Source organism: Bacillus sp. Marseille-Q3570, assembly GCF_946151055.1.
Lineage (GTDB): Bacteria > Bacillota > Bacilli > Bacillales > Fictibacillaceae > Pseudalkalibacillus.
On record NZ_CAMGYZ010000017.1, the window covers coordinates 62,457 to 79,651 of the forward strand.

Annotated in this window: 13 protein-coding genes; 10 read left to right on the forward strand and 3 right to left on the reverse strand. The window is 44.5% G+C overall.

Annotation, left to right across the window (positions count from 1 at the left end):
* Positions 1 to 22 precede the first annotated feature (22 nt).
* Entirely contained in the window at positions 23 to 2,434 is a 2,412-nt protein-coding gene (locus N8M93_RS19410) for a beta-galactosidase (protein WP_261134283.1), read from the forward strand.
* A 324-nt stretch (positions 2,435 to 2,758) separates the two neighbouring features.
* On the opposite strand, the gene N8M93_RS19415 is transcribed toward N8M93_RS19410, so the two are convergent.
* Positions 2,759 to 3,514 (reverse strand): AraC family transcriptional regulator, encoded by a 756-nt coding sequence (locus tag N8M93_RS19415; protein ID WP_261134284.1) that lies wholly within the window; start codon positions 3,512 to 3,514, stop codon positions 2,759 to 2,761.
* A 220-nt stretch (positions 3,515 to 3,734) separates the two neighbouring features.
* Here N8M93_RS19415 and N8M93_RS19420 point away from each other — a divergent pair, with 220 nt between their 5' ends.
* The 6 genes from N8M93_RS19420 to uxaC all read left to right on the forward strand — a co-directional run bounded on the left by N8M93_RS19420 (position 3,735) and on the right by uxaC (position 11,069).
* On the forward strand, positions 3,735 to 5,201 hold the full coding sequence (locus N8M93_RS19420) for a sulfatase (RefSeq protein WP_261134285.1): 1,467 nt from the start codon (positions 3,735 to 3,737) through the stop codon (positions 5,199 to 5,201).
* Between the two features lie 15 nt (positions 5,202 to 5,216).
* Positions 5,217 to 6,500 carry a hypothetical protein gene (locus tag N8M93_RS19425; protein ID WP_261134286.1) on the forward strand — a complete coding sequence of 428 codons (1,284 nt, stop codon included), beginning with the start codon at positions 5,217 to 5,219 and terminating at the stop codon, positions 6,498 to 6,500.
* Positions 6,501 to 6,743: 243 nt separating this feature from the next.
* Positions 6,744 to 7,523 carry an endonuclease/exonuclease/phosphatase family protein gene (locus tag N8M93_RS19430; RefSeq protein WP_261134308.1) on the forward strand — a complete coding sequence of 260 codons (780 nt, stop codon included), beginning with the start codon at positions 6,744 to 6,746 and terminating at the stop codon, positions 7,521 to 7,523.
* Between the two features lie 42 nt (positions 7,524 to 7,565).
* Entirely contained in the window at positions 7,566 to 8,516 is a 951-nt protein-coding gene (locus N8M93_RS19435; protein WP_396125729.1) for a formylglycine-generating enzyme family protein, read from the forward strand.
* Positions 8,517 to 8,528: 12 nt separating this feature from the next.
* A complete protein-coding gene (locus tag N8M93_RS19440; protein ID WP_261134287.1) occupies positions 8,529 to 9,638 on the forward strand; it encodes a Gfo/Idh/MocA family protein in 1,110 nt (369 codons plus the stop codon).
* A 12-nt stretch (positions 9,639 to 9,650) separates the two neighbouring features.
* The gene (gene uxaC / locus N8M93_RS19445; RefSeq protein WP_261134288.1) at positions 9,651 to 11,069 is read left to right on the forward strand and encodes a glucuronate isomerase; all 1,419 of its coding nucleotides are present in this window, start codon (positions 9,651 to 9,653) and stop codon (positions 11,067 to 11,069) included.
* 165 nt (positions 11,070 to 11,234) lie between these two features.
* On the opposite strand, the gene N8M93_RS19450 is transcribed toward uxaC, so the two are convergent.
* Both N8M93_RS19450 and N8M93_RS19455 read right to left on the reverse strand, forming a co-directional pair.
* On the reverse strand, positions 11,235 to 11,981 hold the full coding sequence (locus tag N8M93_RS19450; RefSeq protein WP_261134289.1) for a MerR family transcriptional regulator: 747 nt from the start codon (positions 11,979 to 11,981) through the stop codon (positions 11,235 to 11,237).
* 261 nt (positions 11,982 to 12,242) lie between these two features.
* On the reverse strand, positions 12,243 to 14,648 hold the full coding sequence (locus N8M93_RS19455; protein WP_261134290.1) for a M14 family metallopeptidase: 2,406 nt from the start codon (positions 14,646 to 14,648) through the stop codon (positions 12,243 to 12,245).
* Between the two features lie 500 nt (positions 14,649 to 15,148).
* Here N8M93_RS19455 and N8M93_RS19460 point away from each other — a divergent pair, with 500 nt between their 5' ends.
* From N8M93_RS19460 to N8M93_RS19470, 3 genes are read left to right on the forward strand one after another with little or no spacing between them, the layout of a single operon-like run.
* The gene (locus N8M93_RS19460; protein WP_261134291.1) at positions 15,149 to 15,733 is read left to right on the forward strand and encodes a bifunctional transcriptional activator/DNA repair enzyme AdaA; all 585 of its coding nucleotides are present in this window, start codon (positions 15,149 to 15,151) and stop codon (positions 15,731 to 15,733) included.
* Positions 15,730 to 16,278, forward strand: coding sequence for a methylated-DNA--[protein]-cysteine S-methyltransferase (locus tag N8M93_RS19465; RefSeq protein WP_261134292.1), 549 nt, complete (start codon positions 15,730 to 15,732; stop codon positions 16,276 to 16,278). Before N8M93_RS19460 ends, N8M93_RS19465 begins: the two co-directional genes overlap by 4 nt.
* Positions 16,259 to 17,176 carry a DNA-3-methyladenine glycosylase 2 gene (locus N8M93_RS19470; RefSeq protein WP_261134310.1) on the forward strand — a complete coding sequence of 306 codons (918 nt, stop codon included), beginning with the start codon at positions 16,259 to 16,261 and terminating at the stop codon, positions 17,174 to 17,176. The genes N8M93_RS19465 and N8M93_RS19470 overlap by 20 nt, the downstream gene beginning before the upstream one ends.
* The last annotated feature ends 19 nt before the right edge of the window (positions 17,177 to 17,195 follow it).

A 17,195-nucleotide genomic window follows, 5' to 3' on the forward strand; every position in this document is an offset into this window, starting at 1 on the left:
GATATAACAGGAGGGAAGTAAAATGATTGAAATCAAAAACAAGCAAATCCTCATAGATGGTGAACCTCAAATCCTGATGTGCGGTGAAATTCATTATTACCGCCTGGAACCAGAGGAATGGCAGGATCGTCTTGATAAGTTGAAAGCTTCTGGCTGTAATGCAGTTGCATCTTACGTCCCCTGGCTTTGTCATGAACCGGTCGAAGGCGAGGTTGATCTCGAGGGGAAATCACGCCCTGAACTTGATCTGACGGGCTTCATCGATTTATGCGCAAAGAATGATCTTTACTTTTTTGTCCGACCTGGGCCGTTCATCATGGCGGAAATGAAAAATGAAGGAATTCCTCACTGGGTAATAGAGAAACACCCTGAAATCGTTCCGATCACCTGGGATGGAAAAATGGTATCGGCCAAGACACTAGATTATCTTGCGCCATCATTTTTAGAAGAAACCCGCAAATGGTATGGAGCTGTTATGGACGTCATTGCCCCACGGTTGCATGCAAATGGCGGAAACATCATCGGGGTACAGCTCGATAATGAGATCGGGATGCTCTCATGGGTCAGCAACAGTCCGGATCTCACCGATCATGTGCTGGATGACTTTTCAAACTGGCTGCATGAACGGTATCAGCCTGAAGAGTTGAAACGCCGTTATCCGTTTGAAATGGATAATGAGGTGATCCGGAATGATTCGATCCGATCGCCGAAGGAAGACTATACGCCTGCCCTCCATCATGATCTCGGCTATTATATGAGGTACCGTTTTGCCAAATATGTTGCAATACTTCGCACTTATGCAGAAGAGTTTGGTGTAAAAGATGTTCCGTTTGTCATCAATATCCATGGTACAGGCGGCGGACGTGCTTTGACCTACCCGATCGGAATCAGCCAACTCTATGAATCTTATACCCAAGCACCAGGCTACATTTCTGGTTCAGATATCTATTTCGGGGATTTGGATATGAGCACGTTCCAGGACCTTTATCTGATCAATGGTTTCATGGATGCTGTCCACAATCCAGATCAACCACTGACATCGGTGGAGTTCAATTGCGGAGATGGGAACTTCGGAGAGACGCTGAGCAGCCGGTACGATCCATCAGCAGCAGATTTCAAGGTACGGATGTGCATCGCGCAAGGGAACAGGATGATCAACTATTATCTGTTCACGGGTGGACGGAACTACCGTCTTGACGAGAAATATGATGATGGCAATGATCGGATCGCTCATACTGGAGAACGGCATGGTTTCGCGGCGCCTGTCAGTCCTGAAGGGGAGTTGAATTATACGTTTCCAAGGATGGCTCGAGCCACAAAGACCGTGATGGCAGTCGCGGATAAGCTTGCCATTATGGAAGAGGAACATGATGATGTTTCTTTTGCCTTCATTCCGGATTATTTCATGACAGAATCACGTTATCCTGCGAGCGAAAAGATGAAGGAGATGTATCAGAACATTGAAGCCAATCGTGCGCCTGCCGCATGGGACAATATGGCCCGTGCAATGCTTCTGTCTGGTTATCGCTTCGGTTCTGTCGATATACAAAATAAACCGATTGATCCAGAAACAACACCTGTTCTAGTCCTTGCATCTGCCCTTTATATGGATGGGAAAGTCCAGCAAAAACTTTCAGATTATCTGAGCGACGGCGGTGGCCTTCTTCTTTACGGACAAGTACCAACGTATGATTTGGAAGCAGAACCTTGTACGATTCTTGCTGATGCGCTTGGTGTGCAACCTGCTGGTGTTCGACGAGCGTCGCAACATTATGCACTCTCTGTTTATGGGGATGATTGGGCAGGTTCTCGACCTGAAATCAGAACTCACATCGCACAAGTGTTTGATACTGGCGATGCTATCCCATTGATCCGTGTGTATGGATCTGATGAAGTGTGTGGTTTTGAATCCAGTGTTGGAAATGGTCGGGCAATTGTGATCGGCACAGTGTACAACTGTAACCTCGGTTTTTATAAGGAAGCGTTGGAAAGATTGGGCGTGAAGGCTGCTCTTCAACATGACTGCAAGTATCATGGAATATTCATGACCTCCACGGCAACGAAAGAAGGAGAGCGGTTCATCCATATTTTGAACCTCGATGGTTTTGAAAAAGAACTGCACATTAATGAGAACGGTACCGGGTTATTTGATGGACGTCTGTTGGAGCTGCAAAGTAAAGATGGAGTGATGCTGCCAGTGAATGTTTCCTTCGGTGATGTGAAAGTCCTCTATGCCACTGCCGAAATCAACAATGTGGCTGGGGATCAGATCGACTTCCGCCTCACACAAAGTGAAGATATCATCGCTTTTGAAACGGATCGAAAAATTACAGAAAGTGATGATTATGTTGTGGAGAGGAACGGAAATGTAACGTATGTTGTTTCCAAAAAACATGCAAAAGTCGATGACCATCTAACAGTACGCTTCACTTAAGAAATCTATCAGTCTACCTACCATAAAAATTCCATATTAAAAAACAGCGAGAAGCAAAGACATCAGGGAGACTTAAGCACAGATTGCCGGGGACACTATGTTGATCAGTGAAGGCATCTTTTATCGGATCATCTTGGAAGAGAAGTGACGACTGTTTAAGTGCGTAACCTATCAAAGTCAAGTATAGTAACCGTTTGATAGCAGGTGTGCATTACGGACAATGAACACCATTTTCAGTGCTCGAGTGGTCGTATGACGCATTCATACGGACAATGAATACCTATTTTCGTGTACGAGAGGTCGTATGACACCCATTTACCTCCATCATCTTTTCATCCTTGATGGTGCGGTTCCCATCCATTTTTTGAACATCCGGTTGAAATAAGATTGGTCGCAGTATCCGAGATATTCCGCGACCTCTCTTATCGTCATATTGGTATCTGTCATCAAGTCCCATGCTGTATTGATGCGTATCTGGTGTAAATACTGAATGGGTGTTACACCGATGACTTCTTTGAATAATATGGTGACGTAATTTGGTGTGACATCCACAATTGACGCCAACTCTTCTATTGTGATGTTCCGACGGAAGTTATACAGGATGTGGTCTTGCATTTTCCTTACGATCTGTTCTTTGACTGGTGAAGCATTCCGTTCTGATTTTTCTTGCGAAACCAGCAACAGAAGTTCAGCTATGACATGATAGGAAAGCTGCTCATAAAAGGTCTTTTGTCCGAGCCATTGCACGAAGAGAAAGGCAAATCTTTGTTCATAATAGGCGGGATTTCTCGGTTTGAACCTCAGCAATTGATTTTGTTCAGCAAAAATCGAATGAATAGAATCCTGCCATGAAAATACAGCAGTATATTTTTTATGAGATTCGTCCGGATGGTTCATCCAAGCACGATACTGATTGGAGGGAACATACAGAAACTCGCCCTTTTCCAAGTCCAACTGCTTATTGTCGATAAAGTAACGGACTTTGCCTTCCGTTACATAAACCAGCGTATTCAACCCACGTGATTTTTTTGTTGTCCAAGTCGGTTCCACATCATGATAAACACCATAGATCTTCATCATCTACACTCCTGATAAATAAATTTATGAATTATACAACTATTTAAATTTTGTTTATGTTCAGTCAGGAACTTTTCCCTTATTATATACAAAAGGGAGAGGCTATGAAACATCAAAGGTTATATAGGTTAGAGTTGGTATGTTTTATTCAAGGTCTCTCCATTTAAAAAACTACATTCTATGAAATGTACAAATCTTACAATTAAGGAAAGGAAGATTCATCATGCGTATACTCTACATTGATATCGATTCACTGCGTCCTGACCATTTGGGGTGCTACGGTTACCATCGGAACACGTCACCAAATATTGATAGCATTGCTGAAAGAGGTACAAGTTTCACCAACTATTATGCATCGGATGCCCCATGTGCCCCTTGCCGAAATGCTATGTTCAAGTCCCGGTTCGGCATACATACAGGTGCGGTGAACCATGGTGGGCTTGAAGCAGATAACCGTCCGATCGGCGCAGGACGTGAGTTCAACTACCATCATTCCCCATATCAGGCATGGGTTGATGTCATGCGATTCCAGGGACATCATACTGCTATGATCAGTCCTTTTCCTAGCCGACATGCAAACTGGGATGTTGTAGAAGGATTCCTTGAAATGATCGATACTGGAAAACATGCTGGCGAGACGGCAGGAGAAGTTTCGGATGAAGCATTGAGATGGATCAAGGGCAGAGGCACAGAAAAAGAAGACTGGTTTTTGTATCTCAATTTCTGGGATCCGCATACACCGTATCGAACTCCCGAATCTTATGGAAACCCTTTCAAAAATAATCCAGCTCCAGAATGGTTGACCGACGAAATCATCGCCCAGCACCAGGAGAGTTTTGGACCGATGAGTGCACGTAATGTGCCAGCAGGAAACCAATGGCCGGATCTCCCGCACGAAATCCATTCTCGGGAAGACTTCAAGAGGTGGATTGACGGGTATGATACCGCAATCCGATATGTTGACGACCATGTCGGCATGATACTTAATACGCTTGAAGAGGAAGGCTTACTTGAAGATACGATGATCATCATTTCGGCTGACCATGGTGAAAACCAAGGGGAGTTGAACATATATGGAGATCACCAGACAGCCGATCATATTACAAGTCGGATTCCATTGATCATGGCAGGTCCGCAAATACGTCAAGGACAAGTTGATGAAGATTTCCACTATCAAGTCGATTTAGGGCCGACATTAGTGGAGATGGCTGGTGGTGAGCCCCGCGGAAAATGGGATGGGACAAGCTTCCTACCAGCAGTTACGGAAGGTCGCTCAACTGGGAGACCTTACCTTGTCGTCAGTCAAGCTGCTTGGAGCTGCCAGCGTTCTGTCCGGTTCGATAATTGGATGTTGATCCGTACGTATCATGACGGGTTGAAGGATTTCCCTGATTTGATGCTTTTCGATATTGAAAATGACCCCCACGAAACGTCGAACCTTGTAGATGAACGCCCCGAAATCGTTGGACAAGGATTGAGGCTGCTGGATGAGTGGGTGGCAGAGCAAATGGTAACTTCTGATTATCCGACCGATCCGATGTGGAATGTCATTCACGAGGGTGGACCTTACCATACCAGAGGTGAATTTTCGAAACATGTGAATAAGCTTCGGGAAGAGGAACGCCATGAAGCAGCGGATCGCCTGGAAAGCCGTCATGAAAAGTTCCAAACCATTTATAATAAAGCCTAGGAAGGGGTAATAAACGTGAGCAATGTAACGGATTATTATAAGGATTTGCCCGAAAATGTGGAAAGCTTTTTCGACCGCCAATATAAAGATTCCTACGCTTTGCTGGACGCTTCTCGGAATCCCCGTACTGGTCTGTATGCTGATGCATATATGACGTTTGGCGAAAATCCGGACTTCAGATGTTCGATTGCAGCAACTGGTGTCGGCCTGATCGGTCTCTGTGTCGCAGATATGGAGGGCTGGGATCTAGAAGCAGCAGAAAAGGCTCTTGTCACATTGCGGTGTGTGATGGGAGAAATCGAAGGGTGTCAACCAGCACGTGATGATCAAACAGGTTTTTACGCCCATTTTGTCGATATGGAAACAGGTGAAAACCTCAATTCTGAAATATCAACGATTGATACGTCGTTATTGGTAGCGGGGGCACTTTTTGCGGGTCATCACTTCAAGGAAACTGCACCACAAATCAATGAAATGGCGACGGAGCTGTTGAAACAGATTGACTGGCGTGTCGTTGTTGCGGATAAAGAAAACGGAGTCATCAACATGATTGTAAAGGATGGCGAAGGAACCGCTCCATTGCCTGCTTTTAACGAGTATGCGCTGGTAGCGTATCTCGCCTTGTTGGGGCAGCCGGAAGATGAAGATATCCAAACGTTGTGGCATGGTAATTTTTCAGATCCGAAACTAAATGACCTTCCGCAAGTCGATTATCGGGATATTCCTGTCTTGACGGATAACGATAAAAACGCCTTTTTATCCTCATTCGTCCATCAATTTCCGTATTACCTCGTTCCGGAATACGGGAAGAGCAAGGTATATCAAGACTTCTTCACAAATGCCTGCCTGGCGGATCGGTTAAAATGGAAAGAAATCGAGGATGTACCATCTTATGTTTGGGGATATGGTGCTGGACCGAATGATGGTCTACATGGCGGGTATCATGCGGATAAAATCAACAACGCACCAGGTGACATCGCTTCGGCTTATATTGTAGCAGGATTCTTGCCTGTTTATCCTGCAGGAATCCATGACCTTTACGCGTTGTATCGCCTCCATATTCCTTATGATGTGTTTACGAATCCAGAAAATCAAGAAGATGAAGAAAAGTTCCGCCAGTCTTATCATTTCGGATTACACCGCTATTCCTGGTGGCATCTTGAACAAAAAGATCGGTGGTATCCGACCAAAATCACATTGATCGATTGGAGCTCGATGTTATATGGATTGACTGCATTCAAACGCGGGATGACCTTCTTCACCGAAAGACTACCGGAAACGAACACAGTACTCAAGTAAAGGAAACGAACAGTTTCTGTATAAAAGGATCAGCTATTCACATGGTTGATCCTTCTTTCACTGATTGTAAAAATCACTCCATTTCAGCTGATTCAGGAGTGAATTTACGCAATTTCCGGGTGATTTATGTACAACAGAGGTGATTCAAAGTAATTCTGAGTCGATTTGAGCAATTCCGATGTAAACATAATTTTCCAGATTCACATAGGTTCTTATTAAGGAAGGATGAACAACGTGAAAGTGATGACATTCAATTTAAGGGTTGATATTCCGGAGGATGGCAAAAATTCGTGGGCGCATCGAAGTAAGAAAGCAGCTTCGGTGATCAATAAGCATCGACCGCTTATCGTTGGTACCCAGGAAGGCCTCCTCCGAATGATTGAAGATATCGAATCGGAGTTGGCCGACTATCGATGGATCGGACAGGGAAGACGCGGGGGCATGTCCGATGAATTTTGTGCAATTTTTTATGATCACAATGAACTGGAAGTCCTTGAATCTGGCCAATTCTGGTTATCAGTGCAACCGGATGTCCCGAACAGCATAAGCTGGGAAAGTGATTTTCCAAGGGTTTGCACCTGGGGCCATTTCAGATTCAAAAAGGAACCTTACAACGAATTCATCCATTACAACACGCATCTCGATCACATCAGCCAGCAAGCGAGAGAACATGGTATCCATTTGATTTCGAAAAGACTGGACGAACTGCATCAGGAAAAGAATCTGCCTGTGATATTGACTGGGGATTTCAACAGTGAACCAGATGATCCCGTCATCCGATTTTTACAGGGGGATATCACCCTTTTAGGCTCAACAGCCAAATTGAACGACTCTTTTTCGCAAACGGACCTCAATCCTGGTTGTACGTTCCACAATTTCAAAGGAGGCAACGAAGGAGCGCCGATCGATTATATTTTTACAACGCCTGGAGTCCAGGTATTGAAGACAGAGATCGACCGGAGTCAAATAGACGGTGCATATCCGTCAGATCACTATCCTGTCATTTCGATAATGAAATGGTAAAAGAATATTCAGCAACAAGGATTGGTATTGGGAGGAGAAAAAATGAAGAAGTGTTGTGCACCAAGAAGAAACCAAGACCAAAAAAACATGGAATCCACAACTGGAACAGTAGAAAAAAACCAGTCACACACCAAAGAAGGAATGGTTTTGCTTGACGGTGGAACCTTCATCATGGGAACAGATAGCCTTAAAGGATTTCCTAAGGATGGAGAAGGGCCGGCAAGGAACGTTGAGCTAAACCCGTTTTATATCGACCAATATGCGGTTACGAACAGACAATTCAGAGCGTTCATAGACCAGACAGGTTATGTGACGGAAGCGGAAAAATTCGGCTGGTCTTTCGTCTTCCATCATTTCGTATCTGAAAAAGTGTGGGCGCAAAAGCCGCAGAGGGTTCCGAACATCCCCTGGTGGGTTGCCGTTGAAGGCGCTTATTGGAATCAGCCGGAAGGTCCAGGCTCGACAATCGAAAACCGCATGGATCACCCGGTCATTCATGTTTCTTGGAATGATGCGCAAGCGTTTTGTAAATGGGCTGGAAAGAGATTGCCCACAGAGGCAGAATGGGAATATGCAGCACGGGGCGGTCTTGAACAAAAACTCTATGCCTGGGGCGATGAGTTGATTGTTGATGGAAAACATCAGTGCAACATATGGCAAGGTGATTTTCCGAATAAAAATACAGCAAGGGACGGTTATGTAAGAACGGCACCAGTCGATTCGTATAAGCCCAATGGTTTCCGCCTTTACAACGTTTGCGGAAATGTATGGGAATGGTGTGATGACTGGTTCAGCCCGCGCTACCACCGGGAAAGTTCGAACACAAATCCCACGGGTCCTGATACAGGGCAAGTTAAATCGATGAGAGGCGGCTCCTATCTTTGCCACAAATCGTATTGCAATCGCTATCGGGTGGCCGCGAGAAGTTCGAACTCACCAGATAGCTCAACAGGGAATATCGGCTTTCGATGTGTTGCTGATGTCGATCACTAAGGAGGTTTTATAATGCAAAAAAGTGATGGGATGAATTATGCACCTGAAGGAAAAAGCGAGCCTGTCGTTAAGGAAGGAGAGTTCAATTTTGCTGCGATGGCTTTGGATCATGGCCACATTTATGGCATGTGCAATGGATTGACAGAAGCGGGCGCAACCTTGAAGTGGGTATATGATCCTGATCATGAAAAAGTGAAAAACTTCTGTAACGCATTTCCTCAAGTCAAAGTGGCAGCATCTGAGGATGAGATCTTGAATGACCCGTCTATCAAACTGGTCGCAGGAGCTGCTATACCTTCACGAAGATGTGAATTAGGCTTGAAGGTGATGGATCATGGAAAGCATTATTTCACGGATAAAACGCCATTTACGACCCTGGAACAATTGGAAACAGCAAAGAAAAAGACAGAGGAGACTGGGCTTATCTGGGCGGTCTATTACAGTGAACGGCTCCATGTTGAAAGTGCTGTTTTTGCGGGTCAGCTCATTGAACAGGATGCAATCGGTGAAGTAGTGCAAGTCCAGGGGGCAGGGCCGCATAGGATCAGTGTGGACAGCAGACCGGACTGGTTTTTCAAAAAGGAGATGTATGGTGGAATCTTGTGCGATATCGGCAGTCATCAAATTGAACAATTCCTTTATTACGCTGGCGCAAAAGATGCAAAAGTCGTTCATAGCAAAGTCGGGAATTACAAGCACGAAGAATATCCCGAACTTGAGGATTTTGGCGATGCTTCCTTGATTGCTGATAATGGGGCTACCAATTATTTCAGAGTTGATTGGTTGACACCGGATGGCCTCCGCACATGGGGAGACGGACGCACGCTCATCCTTGGAACCGATGGGTATATCGAGCTCCGGAAATACATCGATATCGCTCGTGATGAGCAAGGGGATCACCTTTATTTAGTGAACCATGACGGAGAGAAGCATTTCTCTTTGAGCGGTCAGGTCGGATTTCCGTACTTCGGTGAACTGATTTTGGATTGTATCAATGGAACAGAAAACGCGATGGAACAATCCCATACGTTCAAGGCAGCGGAATTATGCCTGATTGCACAGCGGGATGCCATCCAAATCAATAAAAATAATCAAAACGTTTATCGTTCAATAGCAGATTAAGGAGGTTTCCACATGAAAGCTTTTATGGATGAAGATTTTCTGCTAGAAACGTATGTTGCAAAGACGCTTTACCATGAATATGCAAAGGACATGCCCATTTTCGATTACCATTGCCATCTCTCTGCCAAAGAAATTGCAGAAAATGTATCCTTTTCGAATATGACGGAGATCTGGCTGAATGAGGACCATTACAAATGGCGTGCACTTCGAAGCAATGGTATATCAGAAGAGTACATCACGGGTAATCAGACGGATAAAGCGAAATTTGATAAATGGGCTGAAATGGTACCTTATTTAATCGGTAATCCTCTTTATCATTGGACTCATTTAGAGCTGAAGAGATATTTTGGGATAACGGTCCCTTTAAATAAAGAGACAGCTGATGGCATCTGGGAGCAGTGTAACACAGTGCTCAGAGGAAAGCGCTTCACTGCGCAAGAATTGATCAATAGATCGAATGTAAAAGCGTTATGCACGACAGATGATCCCCTGGATGATTTAAGGTATCACAAGCAGCTTCAAGAAAATGATCAGTTTCAAGTCAAGGTATTACCGACATTCAGACCTGATGATGCGTTGAACATAGAAAAAGAGTCATTTTCCGATTTTGTAGGACAGCTTGCAGATGTGACCGGCATCCTAATTCAATCCTTTGATGGTCTGGTCGATGGGCTGGAATCCAGGGTAGAGTATTTTCATCAAGCGGGATGCAGGCTCTCAGATCATAGTTTGGAAACAGAATTCTACCTTGAAGCGGATGCAGATGAAATTAACAGTATATTTAAAAGAAGGTTGTCTGGACAAGCTTTGACGCAAGCGGATGCCACAAAGTATAAAACAGCTGTCTTACGGGCGTTGGGGACAATATATTCCGAACGAGAGTGGGCGATGCAGCTACACATTGGTGGTCTGAGGAACAACAACACGTTAAAGATGGAAATGCTCGGTCCAGATAAAGGGTTCGATTCGATGGGTGATTTCAATTATGCCGAGGATCTCTCCAGGCTGTTGGACTCATTGGAATATAGCAATTCATTGCCAAAGACGATCCTATATAATTTGAATCCAAGAGACAACTATATGTTGGGATCCATGATTGGAAATTTCCAGGGAGAGCGTCCAGGAAAAATCCAATTTGGTCCAGCCTGGTGGTTCAATGACCAACGTGATGGAATGGAAGAACAAATGAAGGTTCTTGCCAATGTCGGTCTTCTTTCAAGATTCGTGGGTATGTTGACGGACTCAAGAAGCTTATTATCTTATACAAGACATGAGTATTTCAGGAGAATCCTATGCAACTTAATCGGTAATTGGGTAGAAAATGGCGAGTATCCAGAGGACTATGGAACTTTAGGTGAAATCGTTAAGGATATCTGTTACAACAACATTGAAAACTATTTAGCAATCGAATCTTATGAAACGATTGGGTGATGAGCAATGGAAATGGAGGGGAACGACCACTATTTTAAAAGGACTGTCCTAATAGAAAAGTGCCAGACTCCTCAAACACAACATTTGTATCAAAACCACGATTTTTCTCCAAAATGTTGTTAGTAGAGAGCAGACACTTATAGGACAGTCCCTTTTTCCATTGGATCAATCTTTGTTTTTGTCGGCGTATACAGCCATTGTGTCGCACATGAATTGTGCCAATCCGTCACCGAATTGATCGATGTTTTTCGTGAACCTTTCATCATCCACATACATCTGTCCTAAACCTTTGAAAGCGTCGAGTGAATAGTGATGACCAAAATTGCTGTTCAAGAAAACATACCATTCTTTGATTGCTGCTTGTGCTTCATCCGATTCGGGTGGAGTGTCGCGAAGATCAGCAAGGCTGCGGTAGATGGCGTTCATTTTTTCACCCAGCGCCTTCTGTTCCTCTTTCGACATGTTCCCCAATTTAGCGTTCGATTTGTCGACTGCCTCATCTCCCCAGCGTTTGCGGGCTTCTTTCTCATACGGATTCTGGCTGAAATCGAATCCTTCGAATTTCTCTTTATTCGTCATCGAAATCGCTCCTTTCGTGTGTTCAATTGTCTTATCGATCGTCGAAATCATCGTGTCGATCCTGCTTCGTTTCTCCACTAACATTTTACGGTGGAGTTCTAGCGCTTCTTTCTGATCGAAGGAAGGACTGTGGATGATTTCCTTGATTTTTTTCAAAGGGAAGCCGAGCTCTTTAAAGAACAAAATCTGTTGCAAGGTGGCAAGATTATCATCTGAATAAAGACGATACCCTGATGGGGATGTCTTTTCTGGTTTCAATAATCCGATTTCATCATAATGATGCAGTGTGCGCACACTGATGCCGACCAGGCCAGCTACTTCTTTTACCTTCATTGCTTAATGTACCTCCCTTCAATATCTACTTTAAAGTATAACGTAACGTGAGAGTCAATAAGGAAATGGAAATTTTTTTATTTCACGGGAATATGTAACACGACCAAACTAGGAAAGAGCGAGACATAACTGAGATTAATCGCAACATACTTTTACAAAATAGCGACAAGTCTTCGAATAATCACGACAAAACTCAAAAAAATCGCGACAAATGGAAAACGAGGCCACCGGTTAAAAGCGGCAGCCTCGAATCTTACAAACTTATTTTATTGTGATTTTCGCTTTGTTATAGTTGTTTCCGTTACCGTCTGGTTTATAGTTTTTCTCGACATTTCCAGCGGCATCCATCGCAAACCAGTGGATGGTCGTCGTTTCCTCGATCTTCAACGTTTCAGCGCCTTCCCGTGTGTCTTTGATCTGAATTTTATCAGACTCGAAGGTTGGCCTTGAACCATCCAGTGTGTAGTAGATGGTTGCTGGTTCACTTGATTCGAAGGAAATTTCTACAGGTTCATCATAGTTTCCTTTACCAGGTATCGCTTTGGATTTTGGCGGTTTCTTATCTTTTGCGTATTGGTAGGCGACATCAAACAATCCGTTCATCCCGTTTGCGAATTCCATCGCTTCTGCATGACCTTCTTCAAAAGGAGGTTGGAAGCCGACAGCTTGCCAGCGGCCTTGTTCTTCGTTCCAGATGTCAGCCCCGACTTCGAAGTCCCAGGCATAGATGCCATAGTCGTACCAAAGGGCATCTGCAGAATTACCTGCGGCAGAGTAAAGGACATCAGGAATTGGACCTGTACGGCTTGGCAGGATGACCGTGCCTCTGTAATCCTTGATCTCATCAAGGATCGTTTCAGATGCCTGCCAGAAATAGGCTTCTTCACCAGCAGTCGGACGCGGCAATGTTTCGCGGTTTTCCGTATAAGCGCCAGGTGGCCACATGAAATAACCACCATAACTATGAATGTTCATACCAAATTTGATATTCGGATTTTGTTCAGCCAGCCAGATGAGATTTTGCGCCTCCGGCTCTGAGACTTCCTCAGGTCCAGCATAGACTGCACTTGTACAATTAGTTGAGGCACCGATATAACCATCATGCACAGAGCCTACTGAATGGTTCCGATTCAAATCGACGCCCCAGTAATCCTTCGCTAGAGGATCCGAAAAATTCGTGTCCACACAATGGTTGGTCATATTCTTCCGCTGCCAATTATAATCATACATGCTGTAATGTGCGCCATCCGGATTGACGGTCGGTACGATGAAAATATCGAGATTATCGACATATTTACGTGTTTCTGGATCATGGGCATAGTTCCGTAACAGACGTTCTGCGGTTTCAACGGATACAAGAGGTGTGACCCATTCACGTGCGTGTTCCTGTGAATAAGCGAAGACGCCGGTTTTCGATCCGTCACGATGTTTCCCGATCCGAAGGGCTTTAACGGTATATGGATCTCGGGAAATCGAATCTGGAGCATCAAGATTGTCATCGAGTTGCACCGATGTTTCAGGAGTGACGATTCCATCACCTTCAGAGCCTCGGAACGTATCAGCGCTAAGGAGTTCATTCGCCTCCTCGTTCAATAGAGTGATGACATCTGAAGCGGTACTCGATACATTTCCATTTTCATCGGTTGCTAAAGACACGACAATTTCCTGCCCGTCTATGCTAAGTGATAATCCAGCTTGGTCTTCCTCAGGTTTTTCCAATGAGATGCTTATGTCATTTCCGCCTTCATGACCCCATTCATTCGAGGTCACGACGACAGCGTCATTCGTATTATTCCCAAGAATCGCTTGTGCGTTTCTGCGATAACCGTTTGACTGATTCGGCAGTTCTATCACTTCAGCCAGTTCCGGGAACTCTTCTGCCAGACTTTCGATCCGCTCAGTAATTTCAGTAGGGTCCATGTAGTGGTCTACGAAATCGCTGACATAGTGAGGCTTATCCGGGTCTGGTTTATCTTCTCCAAGCCATTCGCTGACAGTGGTGGTGGAAGTTCCGCCTTGATTGCTTTCAATTTTGATTTGATGAGGGATTTCTTCAATCGGGAGCAGCAATTGGTGATAAAGGTATTCACCATAGTCCTCGACACGTCGAAGAGTTGCCTCTCCGCCAGAGCCGATTCCTGTACCTTTACCGGAATCCCATCTGGCAGTCAGTGCGACGTTGCTTGCCGCACCAGCACTCGTTTTTGCTTCAACATATAAGAATGTACCAGAATAATTTTCAAAGTAATTGGCGCGTAAAATAGTGATGGAATCTTCTGAGGAAGCTACTTGAGCAAGCTTCTTCACCTGGGATTTTCTTTCTGCAATCCGTTGTTCAGCCTCCGCTTTTGTATAGACGGTTTCGAATTCGAAGCCTTGATTACGGATTATTTTCAATTCGGATGGCGTTACAATCGCATCGACGTCATAACTACCGTCTTCATGCTGATGGACATGTTCAGTAAGATCAAACCCAGCTTCTACGAGTTTGTCCAGTTCCATCCGATCTTTGACATGGATGGATACAAGTGCAGCCTTTTCTTCAAAACTCTTTAACGGCTGTGAAGTAGTGGCGATCGTCGTGTTGGAGTTGAAAAATGGGGTCGCGATCAACAAAATGGACAGGGTGACGAGTACAACGATTAAAGAACGCTTTTTCATAGTCATTCGTATGATAGACACCTCCAAATAGTTTAGAAGTTTACGATTTGCACTCCTTTCTTTCGTGTTACGAAATAGTTTAAATGGAAAGGGTTGAAATCTTTGTCAAAATATGCGTGTGACTACGGGGTTTATGGGCGGAAAATTTGAAGTTAAGTGGGTATTGCGGAGGAAATAAATCGGTTGATAGAATCATGAGGTTGAAAATGTTGTCGAAAAGAAAAGGGGTACCTCGAAGTATGAAGTAATTTTAGGAGAATGGTAGTGGACGTTTAAAGGTTTTCGGATGAAAGCAAAGTTCGGACAGGGTAGGGTGCAAAAATGCTGCGCCCTGTCCGAACATGAGCCAACTTTGGACAGGAGAGGATGCAAAAAGTGTGAGTCTGTCCGAACCCGCTTCTAACTTCGGATTCCTCTTCTGTCGATTTTTTGCTGTCCTATTCCGGAAGTGTTATCAGGAGTGAGCAGGTGGTTTATAATCTAAGTAAGAAAGGGAGGGAGTATGGATGGACTCAGAAACAATTTTCAAATCGGTTTATGAAACGATCTTAAAGCGTGATACCCGATATGACGGGCGATATTATGTCGGCATCGTCACGACCGGAATCTTTTGCAGACCGTCCTGTCGTTCAAGGACACCAAAACCGGAAAACGTCAAAGTTTTTAAAAGTATTGAAGAAGCACAAAAGGCAGGATTCCGCCCTTGTAAACGATGCCGCCCGGAAAATCCGAGTAAACATGGGCCTGATGCTGAAATCGTCCAAAGGGTAAATACGATGATCGAGAAAGATTTTGCGCAAAACCTTACGCTGGATCGCATGGCCTCAGAGCTGTTGATGAGTCCATACCATATCCACCGGGTTTTCAAACGGATGACAGGAACGACTCCTTCAAAAGTGCTTGTCCAGAGAAGGATGGAGAAAGCAAAAAGCATACTCGCTGATCAAAACACCTCGATCTCAGAGATTGCAAGACATGTAGGGTACAGTAGCGTTTCGCACTTCTCATCTGTTTTTAAAAAGATGACAGGTTGTACACCGATCGAATATAGGTCAGAAAGTCAACTTACCAATAGGAGGGGAGAAGGATGACAACAGTGTATTGGAGTTCATTTACACATCCGACGTTCCAAAACAAGCCGCTTTTTCTTGCTGCTACCGATAAAGGACTGTGTAAAATCACATGGCCGTCGGAGAATTTTGAATCGATGACAACATGGGTGGAAAAACAGATTCCTGATGCCGTGGTGATTGAGGATAAGGAGGTCATTGCACCATTTGCCAACCAATTAAACGAATATATGAATGGAGAACGAGAAGACTTCGATGTACCGCTTGATTTCAGAGGGACAGCTTTTCAAACCTCTGTATGGAACCAATTGACACAGATCCCGTATGGCCAGATTCGCAGTTATTCAGAGATTGCCGATGCTTTGGGCAATCCAAAGGCAGTCCGTGCAGTCGGAACAGCAAACGGTGCGAATCCGATTCCGATCATTGCTCCGTGCCATCGTGTGATTGGGAAGAATGCGGCGTTGACTGGTTTCAGAGGCGGATTGCAGATCAAAGAAAAGTTGCTTCAATTGGAGGGTTTTCATGACTACACGCAACAAGGACATGCACGCTTTCAATTTTGATCAAGAGTTGGAACAAATCACGATTCAGCCTCCACGCGAATTCAGTTTTGCCGAAACATTGCATTATCTGAAAAGATCGCCTGCGGAATGCATGCATCTGGTCGACGATGAAAAGGTGTATAAGCTGCTTCAATTCAAAGAAAGAACGATGATCATTAAAATCGGTGAAAACGAAGAGGGTAACATTCAAGTTGATTTTGTGCTGGATGCACCTGAGTCCGCAATAGTCTATCAGCAGGTTGCAGAATACATTGTAGAATGGTTCGATCTCAGAACCGATCTGAAACCATTTTATGAAATGGCTGAATGGGATCCCCTATTAAGTGAATTGATACACAAGTTTTCGGGTCTCCGGGTGATTGGAGTGCCTGACTTGTTCGAGGCGCTTTGCTGGTCGGTGATCGGGCAACAGGTCAACCTGCCTTTTGCTTATACGGTAAAAAGACGGTTTGTAGAAGCTTACGGGAAGAGCTTGGAGTGGAATGGGCGATTATTTTGGCAATTTCCTGATCCCCAAACAATCACTTCTGTTCCAGTTGAAGAGTTGAAAAAACTGCAATTCACTGGAAGGAAAGCAGAATACATCATCGGAATCGCAGAGCTTATGGCAAATGGTCATTTGAGCAAGCAATCGCTTTTAGAGGATCTTCAACAAGCAGAAAAGACCTTGATGTCCATTCGAGGAATCGGTCCCTGGTCCGCTCATTACGTCATGATGCGGTGTCTCCGTGATCCATCTGCTTTTCCGATTGGAGATGCCGGATTACAAAATGCGTTAAAAAAACACCTTGGGAGACAAACGAAGCCTGCTCCAGAAGAAATCCGAGAACTTTTTTCACACTGGGAAAACTGGGAAGCCTATGCCGTTTTTTATCTATGGAGAAGTTTATCTTCATAGGTGTATACATAGTTTGGAA

Excerpts from the sequence above, each read along its gene's own strand:
- N8M93_RS19410 (WP_261134283.1), top strand. The coding sequence starts at position 23 with ATGATTGAAATCAAAAACAAGCAAATCCTCATAGATGGTGAACCTCAA.
- N8M93_RS19415 (WP_261134284.1), bottom strand. The coding sequence starts at position 3,514 with ATGATGAAGATCTATGGTGTTTATCATGATGTGGAACCGACTTGGACA.
- N8M93_RS19420 (WP_261134285.1), top strand. The coding sequence starts at position 3,735 with ATGCGTATACTCTACATTGATATCGATTCACTGCGTCCTGACCATTTG.
- N8M93_RS19430 (WP_261134308.1), top strand. The coding sequence starts at position 6,744 with ATGACATTCAATTTAAGGGTTGATATTCCGGAGGATGGCAAAAATTCG.
- N8M93_RS19435 (WP_396125729.1), top strand. The coding sequence starts at position 7,566 with ATGAAGAAGTGTTGTGCACCAAGAAGAAACCAAGACCAAAAAAACATG.
- N8M93_RS19440 (WP_261134287.1), top strand. The coding sequence starts at position 8,529 with ATGCAAAAAAGTGATGGGATGAATTATGCACCTGAAGGAAAAAGCGAG.
- uxaC (WP_261134288.1), top strand. The coding sequence starts at position 9,651 with ATGAAAGCTTTTATGGATGAAGATTTTCTGCTAGAAACGTATGTTGCA.
- N8M93_RS19450 (WP_261134289.1), bottom strand. The coding sequence starts at position 11,981 with ATGAAGGTAAAAGAAGTAGCTGGCCTGGTCGGCATCAGTGTGCGCACA.
- N8M93_RS19455 (WP_261134290.1), bottom strand. The coding sequence starts at position 14,648 with ATGACTATGAAAAAGCGTTCTTTAATCGTTGTACTCGTCACCCTGTCC.
- N8M93_RS19460 (WP_261134291.1), top strand. The coding sequence starts at position 15,149 with ATGGACTCAGAAACAATTTTCAAATCGGTTTATGAAACGATCTTAAAG.
- N8M93_RS19465 (WP_261134292.1), top strand. The coding sequence starts at position 15,730 with ATGACAACAGTGTATTGGAGTTCATTTACACATCCGACGTTCCAAAAC.
- N8M93_RS19470 (WP_261134310.1), top strand. The coding sequence starts at position 16,259 with ATGCACGCTTTCAATTTTGATCAAGAGTTGGAACAAATCACGATTCAG.